15 protein-coding genes and 2 pseudogenes are annotated in these 15,887 nt (G+C 70.2%); 15 read left to right on the top strand and 2 right to left on the bottom strand.

Annotation, left to right across the window (positions count from 1 at the left end):
* The first annotated feature begins 92 nt into the window (after positions 1-92).
* The 5 genes and pseudogenes from ACSQ2G_RS07220 (at position 93) to ACSQ2G_RS07200 (ending at position 3,757) form a co-directional block, all read left to right on the top strand.
* Entirely contained in the window at positions 93-803 is a 711-nt protein-coding gene (locus tag ACSQ2G_RS07220; protein WP_035080721.1) for a response regulator transcription factor, read from the top strand.
* Positions 772-2,463: pseudogene (locus ACSQ2G_RS07215) on the top strand (ATP-binding protein); the annotation flags it as partial. The gene ACSQ2G_RS07220 and the pseudogene ACSQ2G_RS07215, both read left to right, overlap by 32 nt.
* Positions 2,464-2,564: 101 nt before the next feature.
* Positions 2,565-2,999: an HPr kinase/phosphorylase gene (locus tag ACSQ2G_RS07210; protein ID WP_436029525.1), complete on the top strand. Its 435-nt coding sequence runs from the start codon at positions 2,565-2,567 to the stop codon at positions 2,997-2,999.
* Positions 3,000-3,074: 75 nt separating this feature from the next.
* Positions 3,075-3,482, top strand: a complete 408-nt coding sequence (locus ACSQ2G_RS07205) for a PTS sugar transporter subunit IIA (RefSeq protein ID WP_310080191.1) — start codon at positions 3,075-3,077, stop codon at positions 3,480-3,482.
* Entirely contained in the window at positions 3,479-3,757 is a 279-nt protein-coding gene (locus ACSQ2G_RS07200; RefSeq protein WP_028039473.1) for an HPr family phosphocarrier protein, read from the top strand. Before ACSQ2G_RS07205 ends, ACSQ2G_RS07200 begins: the two co-directional genes overlap by 4 nt.
* Before the next feature lie 162 nt (positions 3,758-3,919).
* Here the strand turns inward: ACSQ2G_RS07200 and bioB are convergent, their stop codons facing one another.
* Positions 3,920-4,936 carry a biotin synthase BioB gene (gene bioB, locus ACSQ2G_RS07195; protein ID WP_436029522.1) on the bottom strand — a complete coding sequence of 339 codons (1,017 nt, stop codon included), beginning with the start codon at positions 4,934-4,936 and terminating at the stop codon, positions 3,920-3,922.
* Between the two features lie 108 nt (positions 4,937-5,044).
* Here bioB and ACSQ2G_RS07190 point away from each other — a divergent pair, with 108 nt between their 5' ends.
* From ACSQ2G_RS07190 to ACSQ2G_RS07175, 4 genes are all read left to right on the top strand, one after another.
* On the top strand, positions 5,045-6,574 hold the full coding sequence (locus tag ACSQ2G_RS07190; protein ID WP_436029520.1) for a CHAD domain-containing protein: 1,530 nt from the start codon (positions 5,045-5,047) through the stop codon (positions 6,572-6,574).
* A 99-nt stretch (positions 6,575-6,673) separates the two neighbouring features.
* On the top strand, positions 6,674-8,065 hold the full coding sequence (gene ahcY / locus ACSQ2G_RS07185) for an adenosylhomocysteinase (RefSeq protein ID WP_436029518.1): 1,392 nt from the start codon (positions 6,674-6,676) through the stop codon (positions 8,063-8,065).
* A gap of 107 nt (positions 8,066-8,172) precedes the next feature.
* Entirely contained in the window at positions 8,173-9,033 is an 861-nt protein-coding gene (locus ACSQ2G_RS07180) for a bifunctional hydroxymethylpyrimidine kinase/phosphomethylpyrimidine kinase (protein ID WP_436029516.1), read from the top strand.
* A 114-nt stretch (positions 9,034-9,147) separates the two neighbouring features.
* Positions 9,148-10,809, top strand: coding sequence for an MFS transporter (locus ACSQ2G_RS07175; protein WP_436029514.1), 1,662 nt, complete (start codon positions 9,148-9,150; stop codon positions 10,807-10,809).
* On the opposite strand, the gene ACSQ2G_RS07170 is transcribed toward ACSQ2G_RS07175, so the two are convergent.
* Complete coding sequence (locus ACSQ2G_RS07170; RefSeq protein ID WP_436029512.1) at positions 10,806-11,684, bottom strand: NAD(P)-dependent oxidoreductase; 879 nt, start codon at positions 11,682-11,684, stop codon at positions 10,806-10,808. The two genes, ACSQ2G_RS07175 and ACSQ2G_RS07170, sit on opposite strands and share 4 nt — an antisense overlap.
* 151 nt (positions 11,685-11,835) lie before the next feature.
* On the opposite strand from ACSQ2G_RS07170, the gene ACSQ2G_RS07165 reads away from it, so the two are divergent.
* The 6 genes and pseudogenes from ACSQ2G_RS07165 to ACSQ2G_RS07140 all read left to right on the top strand — a co-directional run bounded on the left by ACSQ2G_RS07165 (position 11,836) and on the right by ACSQ2G_RS07140 (position 15,840).
* The gene (locus ACSQ2G_RS07165) at positions 11,836-12,390 is read left to right on the top strand and encodes a (2Fe-2S)-binding protein (RefSeq protein WP_436029510.1); all 555 of its coding nucleotides are present in this window, start codon (positions 11,836-11,838) and stop codon (positions 12,388-12,390) included.
* Positions 12,387-14,576, top strand: coding sequence for a molybdopterin cofactor-binding domain-containing protein (locus ACSQ2G_RS07160; protein WP_436029508.1), 2,190 nt, complete (start codon positions 12,387-12,389; stop codon positions 14,574-14,576). The genes ACSQ2G_RS07165 and ACSQ2G_RS07160 overlap by 4 nt, the downstream gene beginning before the upstream one ends.
* A gap of 134 nt (positions 14,577-14,710) precedes the next feature.
* A pseudogene (locus tag ACSQ2G_RS07155) lies at positions 14,711-14,890 on the top strand (response regulator transcription factor); the annotation flags it as partial.
* A 124-nt stretch (positions 14,891-15,014) separates the two neighbouring features.
* Positions 15,015-15,275, top strand: coding sequence for a hypothetical protein (locus ACSQ2G_RS07150; protein WP_310080172.1), 261 nt, complete (start codon positions 15,015-15,017; stop codon positions 15,273-15,275).
* A 5-nt stretch (positions 15,276-15,280) separates the two neighbouring features.
* Positions 15,281-15,418 carry a hypothetical protein gene (locus ACSQ2G_RS07145; RefSeq protein WP_165916653.1) on the top strand — a complete coding sequence of 46 codons (138 nt, stop codon included), beginning with the start codon at positions 15,281-15,283 and terminating at the stop codon, positions 15,416-15,418.
* 74 nt (positions 15,419-15,492) lie between these two features.
* Positions 15,493-15,840: a hypothetical protein gene (locus tag ACSQ2G_RS07140; protein ID WP_436029506.1), complete on the top strand. Its 348-nt coding sequence runs from the start codon at positions 15,493-15,495 to the stop codon at positions 15,838-15,840.
* The last annotated feature ends 47 nt before the right edge of the window (positions 15,841-15,887 follow it).

The following is a 15,887-nucleotide window of genomic DNA, read 5'->3' as shown; positions in this document are numbered from 1 at the left end:
AGCCGCCCCATGCGTTGTAGGGGGCGCGTTGTAGCGGGCGCCGCCGATCGATAGTATTGGCAGGAAAATCGCGAAAGGACCCATAGGGCTCGATGGCCGATATTACTCTCATCGACGACGACGAGAACATCGTCGCTTCGGTTTCGCTGGCGCTGGAAAGCCACGGTCACGTGGTGAAGGCCTATTACGACGGCGCGTCGGGGCTCGACGCGGTCGAGAGCCAGGCGCCCGACCTGGTGATCCTGGACGTCAAGATGCCGCGGATGGACGGCATGGAGGTGCTGCGCCGCCTGCGCCAGACCACCGAGATCCCGGTGATCATGCTGACCTCCAAGGACGACGAGATCGACGAGATCCTCGGCTTCAACCTCGGGGCCGACGACTACATCCACAAGCCGTTCAGCCAGCGCCTGCTGCTGGAGCGGGTCAAGGCCGTGCTGCGCCGCGCCCGCCCCGAGGAGGAGGACGCCGCCAGCGCCGCCCCCGGCTCGGCCAATTCCAAGATCATGAAGCGCGGCAAGCTGACGCTGGATTCCGCCCGCCACGACAGCCTGTGGGACGGCAAGCCGGTGCGCCTGACGGTCACCGAGTTCCTGCTGCTGCAGTCGCTGGCCCAGCGCCCGGGCTTCGTGAAGAGCCGCGACAACCTGATGGACGCCGCCTACGACGACCAGGTCTATGTCGATGACCGCACCATCGACAGCCACATCAAGCGGATGCGCAAGAAGTTCCGCCAGGTCGATCCCGAATTCGATTCCATCGAAACCCTGTATGGCGTCGGCTACCGATATCGCGAATCCTGATCGCAAGAGGGCCGGCGAGCCCGGACCGGAGGCCGCGGCCAGGCGACGTCTGACCTGGCCGCCTTCCGGCTTGCCCAGGCTTGGCTGGCCCAAGCTGGCCTGGCCCAGGGGCTCGCGCCTGGGCCGGCTGATCATCGGCCTGAACCTGCTGGCCCTGGCCGTGCTGCTGGGCGGGGCCCTGGTGCTCAACGAGCTGCGCAGCGGCCTGATCAACACCCGCATCGACAGCCTGACCACCCAGGGCGAGCTGATCGCCAACGTGATCGACCTGGCCGCCACGGTCGGCGACCCCGAGCCGCGCCTGGTGCCCGACCAGGCCAGCGACATCCTGCAGAGCCTGTTCATCCCGCGCTCGCAGCGCGCCCGGCTGTTCGACGCCCAGGGCAACCAGCTGGCCGATTCCTACGTCGTCGCCGACCGGGTGGAGTCCAAGGTTCTGCCGCCGGCCCGCCGGCCCGGCCAGCCGGCCTTCGGCCTGCCGACCCATAGTCCCGACACCAAGCCCAGGGTGGCCGAGGCGGCGCGCGAGGCCCTGGCCGCCGAAATCGCCCAGGCCAAGCTGGGCGAGCCGGTGGCCGGCACCCGCATCGACGAGATGGGCGAGCGGGTGGTGTCGGTGTCGATCCCGATCCAGCACGTGCGCGCGGTCCTGGGCGTCCTGACCCTGGAGGCCGGCGACGTCGACCAGATCATCGCCGCCGAGCGCAAGGCCCTGCTGCCGTTCGCCCTGATCGCCATCGCCACCACCCTGATCTCGTCGTTCCTGCTCAACCGCCTGATCGCCCAGCCGGTGCTGCGCATGGCCAGCGCCGCCGACCGCGTGCGGCTGGACGGCGCCCGGGCCATCTCCCTGCCCGACATCTCGGGCCGCAAGGACGAGCTGGGCGACCTGTCGCGGGCCCTGGAGGAAATGACCGACTCGATGTCCGAACGGATGGACGCCATCGAGCGCTTCGCCGCCGACGTCGCCCACGAGATCAAGAACCCCCTGACCTCGATCCGCTCGGCGATCGAGACCCTGGACCTGGTGACCGACCCCGCCGCCCGGGCCCGGCTGCTGGGCATCCTGCAGCAGGACGTCACCCGCCTGGACCGCCTGGTCACCGACATCTCCAATGCGTCCCGGCTGGACGCGGAGCTGTCGCGCGAGGCGCCGCGGGCCTTCGAGCTGGACGGCCTGCTGGCCGAGGTCATCCACCTCTACGAGGCCCAGCTGCGCCCGGGCGAGGCCCCGGGCAGCGTGCGGGTGACCTTCGACGCCAAGGGCGCGCCGCAGCACGCCCGGATCGTGGCGCGCGAGACCCCCGTGGGCCAGGTGTTCCGCAACCTGATCGACAACGCCCGCTCGTTCAGCGCCGCCGACGGCGAGGTCCGCGTCACGCTCAAGCGCGACCCGGGCCTGCGCGACCATCACAATCGCCTGATCGTCACGGTCGACGACGACGGTCCCGGCATCCCGCCCGACAATCTGGAGACCATCTTCGAGCGCTTCTACACCTCGCGGCCCAAGGGCAAGGCGTTCGGCGGCAATTCGGGCCTGGGCCTGTCGATCGCCCGCCAGATCGTCGAGGCGCACGGCGGGACCATGCGGGCCGAGAACCGCAAGGACGCCGAGGGCAAGGTGATCGGCGCCCGGTTCCTGGTCGATCTGCCCGAAGCCAACGCCCACAATGGTCACCATCATCACCACGGCGGCCGTGATGGCGGCCCGCGCGACGGGGGCCATCGCGACGGGGGCCATCGCGACGGGGGGGCGCGCGAATGATCCGCCACGCCGGACTGATCGCCCGTCGGGTCGCCGGCGTCTGGCGCGGGGCCCTGATCGAGGGTCCTTCGGGGGTCGGCAAGAGCGACCTGATGCTGCGGGCGCTGGACCAGGGCTTCGTCCTGGTCGCCGACGACCGCACCCTGGTGTTCGTGTCCGGCGGCCGGCTGCATGGTCGCGCGCCGGACACCCTGGCCGGGTTGATCGAGGCTCGGGGCCTGGGCGTGTTGTCCCAGCCGCACCGGCCGTTCTGCCGAATCGATCTTCTGGTCCGCTGCGTGGATCGGCCGCAGGCCGTCGAACGCCTGCCGGACCCCATGTTCCAGGTCATCGAGGGGATTTCCACGCGGGTGCTGGACCTGTGGCCCCTGGAACCCGGAGCGCCCGGGAAAATCAGACGGGTGTTTGAGCATCTTGGAGTCGCCGACTAACAAGCGTATCAAGGCGGCCCGCGCGGCGCCTCCCTGCCGCCACGGGTTATGGGGATCCCGTTTGAGAGATCAGGCATGATCGGGCTCGTGATAGTCACGCACGGGCGGCTGGCCGAGGAGTTCGTCTCCGCCATGGAGCACGTGGTCGGACCGCAAGGCGCGGTGCAGGCCATCTGCATCGGCCCGGAAGACGACATGGAGCGTCGCCGGTCCGACATTCTGAAGGCGTGCGCCGCGGTCGACGAACAGGGCGACGGCGTGATCCTGCTGACCGACATGTTCGGCGGCACGCCGTCGAACCTGGCCATCTCGGTGATGGAGCAGACCAAGGCCGAGGTGATCGCCGGCCTGAACCTGCCGATGCTTATCAAGCTGGCCAGCGTGCGCCAGCGCGAGCCTCTGCCGGCCTGCGTCGCCCACGCCCAGGAGGCTGGACGCAAATATATCTCCGTGGCCTCCTACGTGCTCGCGGGAGAAAAATGAGTCGCATGGCGGCGCGTACGGTCGAGATCGTCAACGAGCGAGGGCTGCACGCCCGCGCCTCGGCCAAGTTCGTCAAGCTGGCCTCGGGCTTCGACGCCGAGGTCACGGTGGCCCGCGACGGGACCAGCGTCGACGCCCGCTCGATCATGGGCCTGATGATGCTGGCCGCCGGCATCGGCTCGACGATCGACATCGCCGCCGAGGGTCCCGAGGCCGACGCGGCGGTCGAGGCCCTGACCGAGCTGGTGTCGAACAGGTTCGACGAGGAACGGTAGGCTAGCTCGATCCTCCCCCTGTGGGGGAGGTGTCGGCGAAGCCGACGGAGGGGGGCGTGATCGGGCCACGGCGGACCTGGATCGACGACCCTAAAACTTCCCCCACCGATCGCTGCGCGATCGCCTCCCCCACAGGGGGAGGACCTTCGGAAACGACTCGAACTACTCCGCCGCCACGGCTTCCGGCGCCGCGGTCTTCACGCCCATCGGCCGCAGGTTCAGGTCCTGGAACAGGGCGCTGTCCTCGTCCTGGCCCGGCAGGGGGGTGGTCAGCAGCTTGCCGCCGACGAAGATGGAGTTGGCGCCGGCCAGGAAGCACAGGGCCTGCAGCTCGCGGCTCATGGTGTCGCGGCCGGCCGACAGGCGGACCATCGAGCGGGGGCAGACGATGCGGGCCACGGCGATGGTGCGCACGAACTCGATGGAATCGATGGCCTTGGCGCCGTCGGCCAGCACCTGGTCGCCCAGCGGCGTGCCGCTGACCGGCACCAGGCCATTGATCGGCAGGCTGTCGGGATGGCTGGGCAGGGTCGCCAGCTGATGCAGCAGGCTGGCGCGGTCGCGGCGGGTCTCGCCCATGCCGACGATGCCGCCGCAGCAGGTGCTCATGCCGGCGTCGCGGACATGGGCCAGGGTGTCCAGCCGCTCCTGGTAGGTGCGGGTGGTGACCACCTCGCCGTAATATTCCGGGCCGGTGTCGAGGTTGTGGTTGTAATAGTCCAGGCCCGCGTCCTTCAGCTGCCGGGCCTGGTCCGGGGTCAGCATGCCCAGGGTGGCGCAGGTCTCCAGGCCCAGGGCCTTCACCCCGCCGATCATCGCCGCCAGCTTGGGCAGGTCGCGGTCCTTCAGCTCGCGCCAGGCCGCGCCCATGCAGAAGCGCTGGGCCCCGCCGTCGCGGGCCTGGCGGGCCTTGGCGATGACGACGTCGGCGTCCATCAGCTTCTCGGCCTTCAGGCCGGTCTTGAAATGGGCGCTCTGGCTGCAATAGCCGCAGTTCTCGGCGCAGCCGCCGGTCTTGACCGACAGCAGCTGCGACAGCTGCACCTCGGACGGGTCGAACCCGGCTCGGTGCACGGTCGCGGCCTGGAACACCAGCTCCATGAACGGCAGGTCGAACAGGGCCTCGACCTGGTCCAGGGTCCAGTCGTGGCGAGGGGCGGCGGCGTTGATCTGGCTCATGGCGCGCAGGTTTGGACTCCGCCACATTGATTGGCAAGCACCTCCCACGTGCGTCCGCGCAAGACAGCCCATGGAGCCAAAACCGGCGGGCCCGGTTATAACCGTCGCATGGATCACGAAATCGAGCTGAAGTTCCTGATCGCCCCGGAGGCTTCGAACGCGATCCTGGCCCGGCTCGAGGGGCGGGAAGCGGTTCGACAGCTCGACGCCACCTATTTCGACACGGCCGACCACGCCCTGCGCAAGGCCGGTTTCGGCCTGCGCATCCGCGACGGCGAGAACGGCCGCAAGCAGACCCTGAAATCGGCCTCGTCCGGCGGCGTCTTCGCGCGCGGCGAGTGGGAAAGCGCGGTCGAGGGGCCCGAGCCCGACCGGGACCTGCTGGCCGCCACCCCGGCCGCCAAGGCGGTCGACGGCGACGTCCTGGTTCCGGTGTTCGCCACCAGGGTCCGGCGCGTGACCCGGCTGATCGAGCGCGACGGCGCCACCATCGAGGCGGCCCTGGACCAGGGCGAGCTGCTGGCCGGCGGGCGGCGCGCGGGGGTCAGCGAGCTGGAGCTGGAGCTGAAGGCCGGCGCGCCGCGCGTGCTGTTCGACCTGGCGCGCGACCTGGCCGCCCACGCGCCGCTGCGCCTGTCCCTGGTCAGCAAGGCCGAGCGCGGCTACGCCCTGGCCCTGGGCGAGGCGGAAGGGCTTCGCGCCGAGGCGGTCCTGACGCCCGGCGCCGCCACCGGCGAGGCGCTGCAGGCCCTGGGCCGCGCCGCCCTGGACCGGCTGTGCGCCGCCGCCGAGGGCGTGCGGACCCGTCCCGGTCCCGAGCGCGTGCACAAGCTGCGGGTGGCGGCGCGGCGGTTCCGGGCCCTGCTGTCGACCTTCAAGGCCCTGGCCGCCGATCCGGCCGCCGGTCAGGTCAGGGCCGAGCTGAAGTGGCTGGCCGACGCCCTGGGCGCGGCGCGGAACCTGGACGTGTTCATCGCCGACGTCTGGCGGCCGGCGGTCGAAAACCAGCCGGCGCCGGACCCGGCCGCCCAGGACGAGACGGTCCAGGACGAGGCCCGGGCCCTGGCGGCGTTCGGCAAGGCCCTGCTGGCCGCACAGACCGACGCCTACGCCCGGGCCGGCGAGGCCGTGGACAGCGCCCGCTTCCGCGCCCTGGCCATCGACGCCGCCGCCTGGCTGGAGGCCGGCCCCTGGACCACCGACCGGCGGCTGGAAAAGATCCGCGCCCGGCCCGCCGCCGACTTCGCCGCCAAGGCCCTGGACAAGCGCCGCGACCGCATCCGCAAGGACGGCCGCGACCTGGCCGCCCTCGGTCCCGAGGATCGTCACCACCTGCGCATCCGCGGCAAGAAGCTGCGCTACGCGGTCGAGGACCTGGGCGGGCTGTTCCCCGACCATCCCAAACGCCGCGAGCGCTTCGTCGCGGCGGCCAAGGACCTGCAGGACGCCCTGGGCCTGCTCAACGACCAGGCCGGCCGCGAGGCCCTGGCCCGCGACGTGGCGATGGCCTGCGAGGATCCCCAGGCCGCCTTCGCCGCCGGCCGCCTGACCGCCGGCGCGGCCGACCGCGAGGCCGACCTTCTGGCCGAGGCCCAGGGCGCCTACGTGACCTTCGCCGAAGCCAGGCGGTTCTGGTGAGCCTGGGCATATAAAGAAATCCTTATGCCTTAATTGCGAGAAGGGGCCGGGCGCGGTATAGACCGCGCAAGACCATCCCCCGACCGCAGGAGCCCGACCGTGGCCGACTACATCGTCAAGGACATCTCGCTCGCCGATTTCGGCCGCAAGGAAATCGCCATCGCCGAGACCGAAATGCCCGGTCTGATGGCCACCCGCGCCGAATACGGCCCGGCCCAGGTCCTGAAGGGCGCCCGCATCGCCGGCAGCCTGCACATGACCATCCAGACCGCCGTGCTGATCGAGACGCTGACCGCCCTGGGCGCCGACGTCCGCTGGGCCTCGTGCAACATCTTCTCGACCCAGGACCACGCCGCCGCGGCCATCGCCGCCTCGGGCGTGCCGGTGTTCGCCTTCAAGGGCGAGAACCTGGTCGAGTACTGGGAATACGCCCACAAGATCTTCGAATGGGCGGATGGCGGCTATCCGAACCTGATCCTCGACGACGGCGGCGACGCGACCCTGCTCTGCGTGCTGGGCCCGAAGGCCGAGAAGGATCCCTCGATCCTCAACAACCCGACCAACGAGGAAGAAGAAGCCCTCTACACGGTGATGAAGCGCTACCTGGCCGAAAAGCCGGGCTTCTACACCGCGATCCGCGACGCCATCGGCGGCGTGTCGGAAGAAACCACCACGGGCGTGCACCGCCTGTACCAGATGGCCCAGAAGGGCGAGCTGCCGTTCCCGGCCATCAACGTCAACGACAGCGTCACCAAGTCCAAGTTCGACAACCTCTATGGCTGCCGGGAATCGCTGGTCGACGCCATCCGCCGCGGCACCGACGTGATGCTGTCGGGCAAGGTCGCGGTGGTCTGCGGCTACGGCGACGTCGGCAAGGGCTCGGCGGCTTCGCTGCGCCAAGGCGGCGCCCGGGTGATCGTCACCGAGATCGACCCGATCTGCGCCCTGCAGGCGGCGATGGAAGGCTATGAGGTCCAGACCCTGGATGACGTGGCCGGCCGCGCCGACATCTTCGTCACCGCCACGGGCAACAAGGACGTCATCACCGTCGATCACATGCGGCAGATGCGCAACAACGCCATCGTCTGCAACATCGGCCACTTCGACTCGGAAATTCAGGTCGCCGGCCTGAAGAACTTCAAGTGGGACGAGATCAAGCCGCAGGTCCACCACGTGGAATTCCCGGACGGCAAGAAGATCATCCTGCTGTCGGAAGGCCGCCTGGTGAACCTGGGCAACGCGACGGGCCACCCCTCGTTCGTGATGTCGGCCAGCTTCACCAACCAGACCCTGGCCCAGATCGAACTGTGGACCAACAAGTCGGCCTACAAGAACGACGTCTACACCCTGCCCAAGCACCTCGACGAAAAGGTCGCCCTGCTGCACCTGGAGAAGCTGGGCGCCAAGCTGTCGACCCTGCGCAAGGACCAGGCCGACTATATCGGCGTGCCGGAAAAGGGCCCGTTCAAGCCGGACCACTACCGCTACTAGGCTTCGCTCAAAGCCAAGCCGCAAGGGCCCGCCGCGGAAACGCGGCGGGCCTCTTTCGTGCGCGCCCGCCCTGTTCAAGGCCGCGAGGCTCGGCTAAGCCGCTGGTCATGCCGATGGCCCTGATCCTCTCCAGCCATGTCGCGGGCAGCCAGGTGGGCGCCTCGGCCCAGGTCGCCGCCCTGGCCCAGTTCGGCGTCGACTCGATGGTCGTGCCGACCGTGCTCTACGGCCGGCATCCGGGCTGGGGGCCGCCGGGCGGCGCGCCGACGTCCGTCGAGGTGATGGCGGGCATGCTCGAGGGGGTCGAGGCCAACGGCCTGCTGAGCCTGACGGACCTGGTCATCACCGGCTATTTCGCCAGCGCCGCCCAGGTGCGCGTCGCCGCCCAGGCCATCGACGCCGTGCGCGCCGCGCCGCGCGAAGACTCGCCCAAGGGCGCGTCCTCGCGCGCGCCGATCGTGATCGTCGACCCGACCATGGGCGACGCCGGCAAGGGCTTGTACGTGCCCGCCGAGGTGGCCGAGGCCATCGCCGGCGAGCTGGTCCCGCGCGCCGACCTGGTGGCCTGCAACGCCTGGGAGCTGCAGCATCTGACCGGCGCGGACTGCGGCGACCCGCTGGCCGCGGTGCGCGCCGGCCGGCTCCTGGGCAAGCCGGTCCTGGTGTCGTCGGTGCGACGGGAAGACGAGATCGGCGTGGTCTATGTCGACCGCGATGAAGCCTGGCTGGCGGCCCACGCCAGGGCCGAGCGCGCGCCCAACGGCACGGGCGACCTGCTGACCGCCCTGTTCGCCACCTCGCTGCTGGAAGGCCAGACCCTGCCCTACGGCCTGGCCCGCGCCGTCGGCGGCGTGGCCGAGACGGTGACCGCCGCCAACCTCTGGGACGCGCCGGAGCTGCCGATCGTGGCCATGGCCGCGCGGATCAGGCAAACCTCGCCGGCCGTGCGCATCGAGCGGCTGGCCTAGGGGTGTGATCCCGAATCTTGGTGCTGCACGCCTTGTCCAACAGGACGATCCGCCTTCCCACCCCGCCCGAAACCACGCTAAGCATTTCCCCAAGAACACCGGGGGAAACCACGCATGACGGCCAAGGCTCAGGGTGAGAACCGCGCCTCGATGCGCACGGTGGTGGCGGCCTCGTCCGCGGGCACGGCCTTCGAATGGTACGACTTCTTCATCTTCGGCAGCCTGGCCCAGGTGATCTCCAGGACCTTCTTCACCGGCCTGTCGGAGACGGCCGGCTACATCGCCGCCCTGGCCCTGTTCGGGGTGGGCTTCGCGTTCCGGCCTCTGGGCGCGCTGGTGTTCGGCAAGATCGGCGACCAGGCCGGGCGCAAGGGGGCGTTCCTGGCCACGGTGCTGCTGATGGGCGGGGCGACCTTCGCCATCGCCCTGCTGCCGACCTACCAGCAGGCGGGGATCGTCTCGCCGATCCTGCTGATCCTGCTGCGCTGCGTGCAGGGCTTCGCCCTGGGCGGCGAATATGGCGGGGCGGCGATCTATGTGGCCGAGCATTCGCCGCCGGAGCAGCGCGGCCGCTCGACCGCCTGGGTGCAGAGCTCGGCCTCCCTGGGCCTGTTCGCGGCGCTGCTGGTCATCCTGGCGACCCGCTGGCTGCTGGGCGGTCTGGCCGGGCCGGCCGCCTTCGACGCCTGGGGCTGGCGCATCCCCTTCGCCGTCTCGATCGGCCTGCTGGCGGTCTCGGTCTGGATGCGCCTGAAACTCAGCGAAAGCCCGACCTTCGCCCGGATGAAGCAAGAGGGCGCGGCGTCCAAGGCGCCCTACGCCGAGGCCTTCGGCCAGTGGAAGAACCTCAAGCTGGTGCTGCTGGCCTTCTTCGCCGTCATGTCGGCCCAGGGCGCGGTCTGGTACACGACGTTCTTCTACATCCAGACCTTCATGGAGAAGTTCCTGAAGGTCGCGCCGGGCACGATCAACGGCCTGATGATGGCCGCCGCGGCGGTCAGCGCGGTGCTCTATGTGGTGTTCGGCTGGCTGTCGGACAGGATCGGCCGCAAGCCGGTGATGCTGGGCGGCATGATCGTGGCCCTGGTCTTCTATTTCCCGGGCTTCCACCTGCTGGAGCGCGCCGCCAACCCGGCCCTGGCCGAGGCTTCGGCCCGGGCTCCGGTCACAGTCACCGCCGATCCCAAGGACTGCGCCCTGCAGTTCGACCCCATCGGCAAGGCCGCCTTCGTCTCGTCCTGCGACATCGCCAAGAGCGCTCTGGCCAACGCCGGGATCTCCTATGCCAACCAGGCCGGCCCGGCCGGCTCGGCGGCCGTCGTCCAGATCGGCGAGACCCGCGTCGTCTCGCGCAGCGCCGAGGGCCTCGCGGCCAAGGAAGGCAAGGCGGTGAAGGCCGCCGGCGAGGCCGCCATCAAGGCCGCCCTGGTCAAGGCCGGTTACCCGGCCAAGGCCGATCCGGCGCGGATGAACTGGTGGGGCGTGTTCGGCGTGCTGCTGGTGTTCGTGGTCGGCGCCACCGCCCTGTACGGACCATTGGCGGCGGCGCTCGTCGAGCTGTTCCCGACCCGCGTGCGCTACACCGCCCTGTCGCTGCCCTATCACATCGGTACGGGCTGGATCGGCGGCTTCGTGCCGTTCAGCGCCTTCGCCATCGTCGCGGCGGTGGGCAACATCTATGCCGGGCTGTGGTACCCGGTGATCTTCACCCTGATCAGCGTGCTGACGACGCTGTTCCTGCTGCCGGAGACCAAGGACCGAAGCCTGGACGGTTAGATCGCCTCGACCGCCACCGAGGCGGCCGCGAGCGCCTGGACGATCGCCGGATCGACCGGGGCTACGATCAGCCGCACGATCTGCTTGCCCTCCCGGGCCAGGGCCACAAGTGTCTCGGCGCTGGCCTCGGCGGGCTCCAGCCGCTGGGCGTCGCGGCGGGCCATGGTCACGATCTCGGGGTCGGCGCCGTCGTCGGCGACCAGCACGTCGGCCGCGCCCAGGGCCCGCAGGGCCCTCAGGGTCAGAAGGTCGGACGGCCCCTTGCCGGCGATGAACCGCACCTTGCCCTCGCGGCCGACGCCCTTGGCCAGGGCGTCGCGAAGCAGCTGGCCGGCCTTGTCCATGTCGCCGGCCATGGCGGCCTGGGCGGCCTCGCCGGTCACGGCGTCGCGCAGGAAGGCCCGGCGTTCGTGCAGGACGGGCAGGGCGGCGCGCACCTCGTCCTGGAACTTGCGCAACAGGGCCGCCACCCGGCCGGCGCCCTCGGGGACCTGGGCCTCGATGTCGTTGCGCAGCTTGGTGGCCAGGGTCGGCGAGCCGCCGCCGGTGCCGACCGCCGCCACCACCTCGCCGCGGTCGATCACCGCCGGGGTGTTGAAATCGCTCATGGCCGGCTTGTCGACGACATTGACCAGCACCCGCGCCGCCCGCGCCGCGCTGGCCGCCGCCTGCAGGAACACCTCGTCGTCGCCGGCCACGAAGGCCAGCACCGCGCCGGCGTAGGTCCCCGGCAGGAAGGCGGCGTGGCCGTCCACCCGCACCAGCGTCGCCGGCGAGCCGTCGAACAATCGCGCCTTGTTGTCGGCGGCCTCGCCGCTGCCGGCGATCACGACCCTGCGGCCGGCCAGGGGGAAATAGGCGGGAAAGGAATCCAAGGGCGCGGGTCCTGAAGGCGGAAGCGGGTGAAGATCCCGTTCAGGCTAGCCTGCCTGACGCAAGATTTCACTGGCGGGATTGGGTCTGAGCAGTGTTAGGTTCGCGCAAACCGGGTCGTCAGGCCCCTCTTTTCGCGTGGGAGGCGAAAGCATGGCGTCGATGTTGGACATCAACGGCAAGACCGTCACGGTGAAAGCGGCCCCCGAGACGCCGCTGCTGTGGGTGCTGCGCGACGAACTGGGCCTGACGGGCACCAAGTTCGGCTGCGGCATGGCCCAGTGCGGGGCCTGCACGGTCCACGTCAACGGCGACCCGGTGCGCTCGTGCGTGACGCCGATCGCCGCCCTGTCGGGGGCCAAGATCGCCACCATCGAGAGCCTGGGCGGAACCCATCCGCTGCAGCAGGCCTGGGTCAAGCACGACGTCCCGCAGTGCGGCTACTGCCAGTCGGGCCAGATCATGTCGGCCGCCGCCCTGCTGGCCCAGACCAAGGCGCCCAGCGACGAGGACATCGACAACGCCATGAGCGGCAACATCTGCCGCTGCGGCACCTACCAGCGCATCCGCGCCGCCATCAAGGACGCCGCCGGCCTGACCGCGGCCCCGGCGGTCGGCGCGCCCGCCGCCAAGCCGCTGGCCTCCAACGACGTCGACGACGACATCGCCGCCGCCTCGGGCTCGACCGGCCGGGGAGCGGGCCAATGAACGGGCCGTTCGAGAAGTTGCGCCGCCAGGACGGCGTCAGCCGCCGCGACCTGGTGGTCGGCGCGACCCTGGTCGGCGGCGCCCTGCTGGTCGGCTGCTCGCCGGCCGACCTGATGAGCGCCGGCTCCAAGGTCGAGCCCGGCGCCTTCGGGCCGTTCATCCAGTTCGATCCGGACGGGGCGGTGACGGTGCTGTCCAAGCACATCGAGTTCGGCCAGGGCAACCATGCGGGCCTGGCGGCCATCGTCGCCGAGGAGCTGGACGCCGACTGGAGCCGGGTCAAGGTCGTCCACGCGCCGGCCAACGCCAAGCTCTACGGCAACAGCACGGCCGGCATCCAGCTGACCGGCGGTTCGTCGGCGATCTCCAACTCCTGGGAGCAGCTGCGCAAGGCCGGGGCCGGGGCGCGGGCGATGTTCGTGCAGGCGGCGGCGACGCGGTGGAACGTCCCGGTCGGCCAGGTCACCGTCAAGGACGGTGTGGTCGGCCACGCCAGCGGCAAGAGCGCGGGGTTCGGCGAGCTGATCGCCGACGCCGCCAAGGTCGCGCCGCCCGAGAGCCCGACCCTGAAGGACCCCAAGACCTTCACCCTGATCGGCACCGACCGGGTGCGCCGCAAGGACAGCCTGGTCAAGAGCACGGGCGCGGCCCGCTACACCCAGGACGTCCAGCTGCCGAACATGCTGGTGGCGGTGGTCGCCCACCCGCCGCGTTTCGGGGCCACGGTCAAGAGCTTCAACGCCGACGAGGCCAGGAAGGTGGCCGGCGTGGTCGACGTTTATGAGATCCCGACCGGAGTCGCGGTGGTCGCCGACACCACCTACGCCGCCCGCATGGGTCGCGAGGCGCTCAAGGTCGAGTGGGACGAGGCCAAGGCCGAGACCCGAAGCTCGGCGGCGATCGCCCAGCAGTGGCGCGACATCGCCGCCGGCAAGGGTCCCGCCGACCTGAAATGGGAGGCGTTCGACTCCAGGGGCGACGCGGCGGCGGCCTCGGCCGGCAAGGGCGCGTCGGTGTTCCAGACCGCCTACGACTTCCCCTACCTGGCCCATGCGGCCATGGAGCCGATGAACTGCGTGGCGATCGTCGATGGCAGCAAGGTCAAGCTGATCCACGGCTCCCAGGCCCAGACCCTGGACCAGATGAACGCGGCCAAGATCGTCAAGACCCTGCCCGGCTCGGTCGAGATCGAGACCCTGTTCGCCGGCGGTTCGTTCGGCCGGCGCGCCAACTTCCCGTCCGACTACGTGGCCGAGTGCGTGACCATCGCCCACAAGGTCGGTGGCGGCCGGCCGGTGAAGCTGGTCTGGACCCGCGAAGACGACATGCAGGCGGGCTTCTTCCGGCCGCTGGTCCATCACGCCGTGCGGGTGACGCTGGACAAGGACGGCTATCCGGCGACCTGGCGCCACCGGATCGTCACCCAGTCGATCATGAAGGGCTCGCCGATGCCCATGAAGGGGCCGGACCAGACCGCGATCGAGGGCACGGCCGGCTCGCCCTATCTGAAGGCGACGCCGGTCGTCGACGCCCAACTGGCCCTGCCCGAGGGCGGCGTGCCGGTCCTGTGGTGGCGGTCGGTGGGCGCGACCCACACCGCCTTCGTCATGGAGCACACGATCGACCAGCTGGCGCTCAAGGCCGGCAAGGATCCCGTCGACTATCGCCGGGCGCTCTACGCCAAGGCCGGGGCCCAGCGGCACCTGGCGGCCCTGAACCTGGCGGTCGAGAAGGCCGGCCCGGCGCCGGCCGCGGGCTTTACGCGCGGCGTGGCGGTGCACGAGAGCTTCGGCTCGGTGGTCGCCCAGGTGGCCGAGGTCAGGCTGATCGACGGCCATCCGCGCGTCGGCCGGGTGGTCACGGCCATCGACTGCGGCGTGGCGGTCTCGCCCGACCAGGTCGCGGCCCAGATGGAAGGCGGAACCTGTTTCGGCCTGTCGGCGGCGCTGTATGGCGAGATCACCCTGACCGACGGCAAGGTCGACCAGAGCAATTTCGACACCTATCGGGTGCTGCGGATCAACGAGGCGCCGACCGTCGAGACCTACGTCGTGCCGTCGGGCAATCCGCCCAGCGGCGTGGGCGAGCCCGGCACGCCGGTCATCGCCCCGGCGGTGGCCAATGCTCTGCTGGCCCTGTCGAAGACGCCCACCACCCGCCTGCCGTTCGTCCGCGCGGGGGTCTGAGCGTCGGGCCGCCGACAATAATCGACGTTGGGCTTAGCGAAATTCGATGCGCCTTTTGACCGAACGCGCCCTCTGTGGACGTTATCAGTCAAGTCTTGCTGGACGGGAGGCGAGCCACGAACCATTTTAGCGCCATGGTGGACTCCAGCGACAACCTGGGCTTCAAGCGGCTGACTCCTCGCGAGCGCGAGATTCTGCGGCTGATCGCCCAGCATCGGCAGTCCAAGGAAATCGCCCGTCTGCTGAGCCTGTCGCCGAAGACGGTCGAGATGCACGTGCTCAGCGCCCGCCGCCGCCTGGCCGGCCTGGGCCGGCGCGACGCCGCCCTGGCGTTCATCGCCTGGGAAACCGACCCCGGTAATGACTACCGTAAGCAATCGGCCGAGCTAGCCACGGCCCAGTTAGAGGGCTCTTCTCGTTTCAACAGCGAGGGCAGCCATGACCAAACCTTCCACGAACAGTCCGCATCCGGCCTCGGCCTTCTTCATCGCGAGCTGGCAGTCCCTCGAAGAGGGCCTGACCCTGATGGCGGGGACGCCCGAGCGCGGCCGGCTGGTGGCGGAGACGGTCTCGGCCCTGCGCAAGGCGCAGGCGGCGGGCGATCCTCCGGGCAAGCTGCTCCTGAGGGTCCTGGCCGCGACGGCCTTCCTGGCGGACGACACGCCGCTCCGTATGGAAGGAGTTGGCGCGATGACCTGACTCCCTTGCAATGGTTGGGCCTGATCCTCGCGGTCGCCACCCTGGGCGGAATCCTGCTCGGGACGGTCACGATGGGCGCCCATGAATTCCTCTACGCCCTCCAGCGGTTCCGCGAGGGCTGGAGCCCACCCCCGGCGCCCTGAGCGCCGAGCTTCCAGGACCATTTTCATAGACTTGAACGTGCGGGGGGCACCCGTGCGACCGGGAGAGTCATGCCATGAAACGTACCGAAGCCGCCCGAGCCGGCGCCGAAAAGCTGATGCGCGCCGAGGCCGCGATCGACGCCGCCCTGCGCGAAACCGCCGAACTGATGGGCCTGCTGCCCGCGCTGCGGCTCGAGACCAGATTGTCGGCCGTACTCGGCCAGGAAGCCGTCGCCAATCTCGGCGAGACCCTGGCCCATATCGTTTCGGCGCGGCGGACGATCATCGAAACCCACAGCGCCCTGGCTACGGTGCGCAGTCAGATCGGCTGCGGCTCTCTGGCCAGCGGCGACATGGACAAGCCGGGCGATCCGCCCCGCACCAGCGGCCTGCACGCGGTTCCCGGCGGCCTGGCCGCCTGATTCCGAATCGTTTCCCACCCACGGCGCAAGCCGTCCTTCGACCCAAA

It is taken from the genome of Caulobacter sp. LjRoot300, from assembly GCF_964253875.1.
GTDB lineage: Bacteria > Pseudomonadota > Alphaproteobacteria > Caulobacterales > Caulobacteraceae > Caulobacter.
The sequence above is the reverse complement of the archived record's forward strand: the minus strand, read 5'-3'. Positions and strand labels throughout refer to the sequence as shown.

Bases quoted from the DNA above. Each gene is read 5' to 3' on its own strand.
- ACSQ2G_RS07175 (WP_436029514.1), top strand. From the start codon at position 9,148: ATGACGGCCAAGGCTCAGGGTGAGAACCGCGCCTCGATGCGCACGGTG.
- ACSQ2G_RS07205 (WP_310080191.1), top strand. From the start codon at position 3,075: ATGATCGGGCTCGTGATAGTCACGCACGGGCGGCTGGCCGAGGAGTTC.
- ACSQ2G_RS07160 (WP_436029508.1), top strand. From the start codon at position 12,387: ATGAACGGGCCGTTCGAGAAGTTGCGCCGCCAGGACGGCGTCAGCCGC.
- bioB (WP_436029522.1), bottom strand. From the start codon at position 4,936: ATGAGCCAGATCAACGCCGCCGCCCCTCGCCACGACTGGACCCTGGAC.
- ACSQ2G_RS07220 (WP_035080721.1), top strand. From the start codon at position 93: ATGGCCGATATTACTCTCATCGACGACGACGAGAACATCGTCGCTTCG.
- ACSQ2G_RS07210 (WP_436029525.1), top strand. From the start codon at position 2,565: ATGATCCGCCACGCCGGACTGATCGCCCGTCGGGTCGCCGGCGTCTGG.
- ACSQ2G_RS07150 (WP_310080172.1), top strand. From the start codon at position 15,015: ATGACCAAACCTTCCACGAACAGTCCGCATCCGGCCTCGGCCTTCTTC.
- ACSQ2G_RS07140 (WP_436029506.1), top strand. From the start codon at position 15,493: ATGAAACGTACCGAAGCCGCCCGAGCCGGCGCCGAAAAGCTGATGCGC.
- ACSQ2G_RS07180 (WP_436029516.1), top strand. From the start codon at position 8,173: ATGCCGATGGCCCTGATCCTCTCCAGCCATGTCGCGGGCAGCCAGGTG.
- ACSQ2G_RS07165 (WP_436029510.1), top strand. From the start codon at position 11,836: ATGGCGTCGATGTTGGACATCAACGGCAAGACCGTCACGGTGAAAGCG.
- ACSQ2G_RS07190 (WP_436029520.1), top strand. From the start codon at position 5,045: ATGGATCACGAAATCGAGCTGAAGTTCCTGATCGCCCCGGAGGCTTCG.
- ACSQ2G_RS07200 (WP_028039473.1), top strand. From the start codon at position 3,479: ATGAGTCGCATGGCGGCGCGTACGGTCGAGATCGTCAACGAGCGAGGG.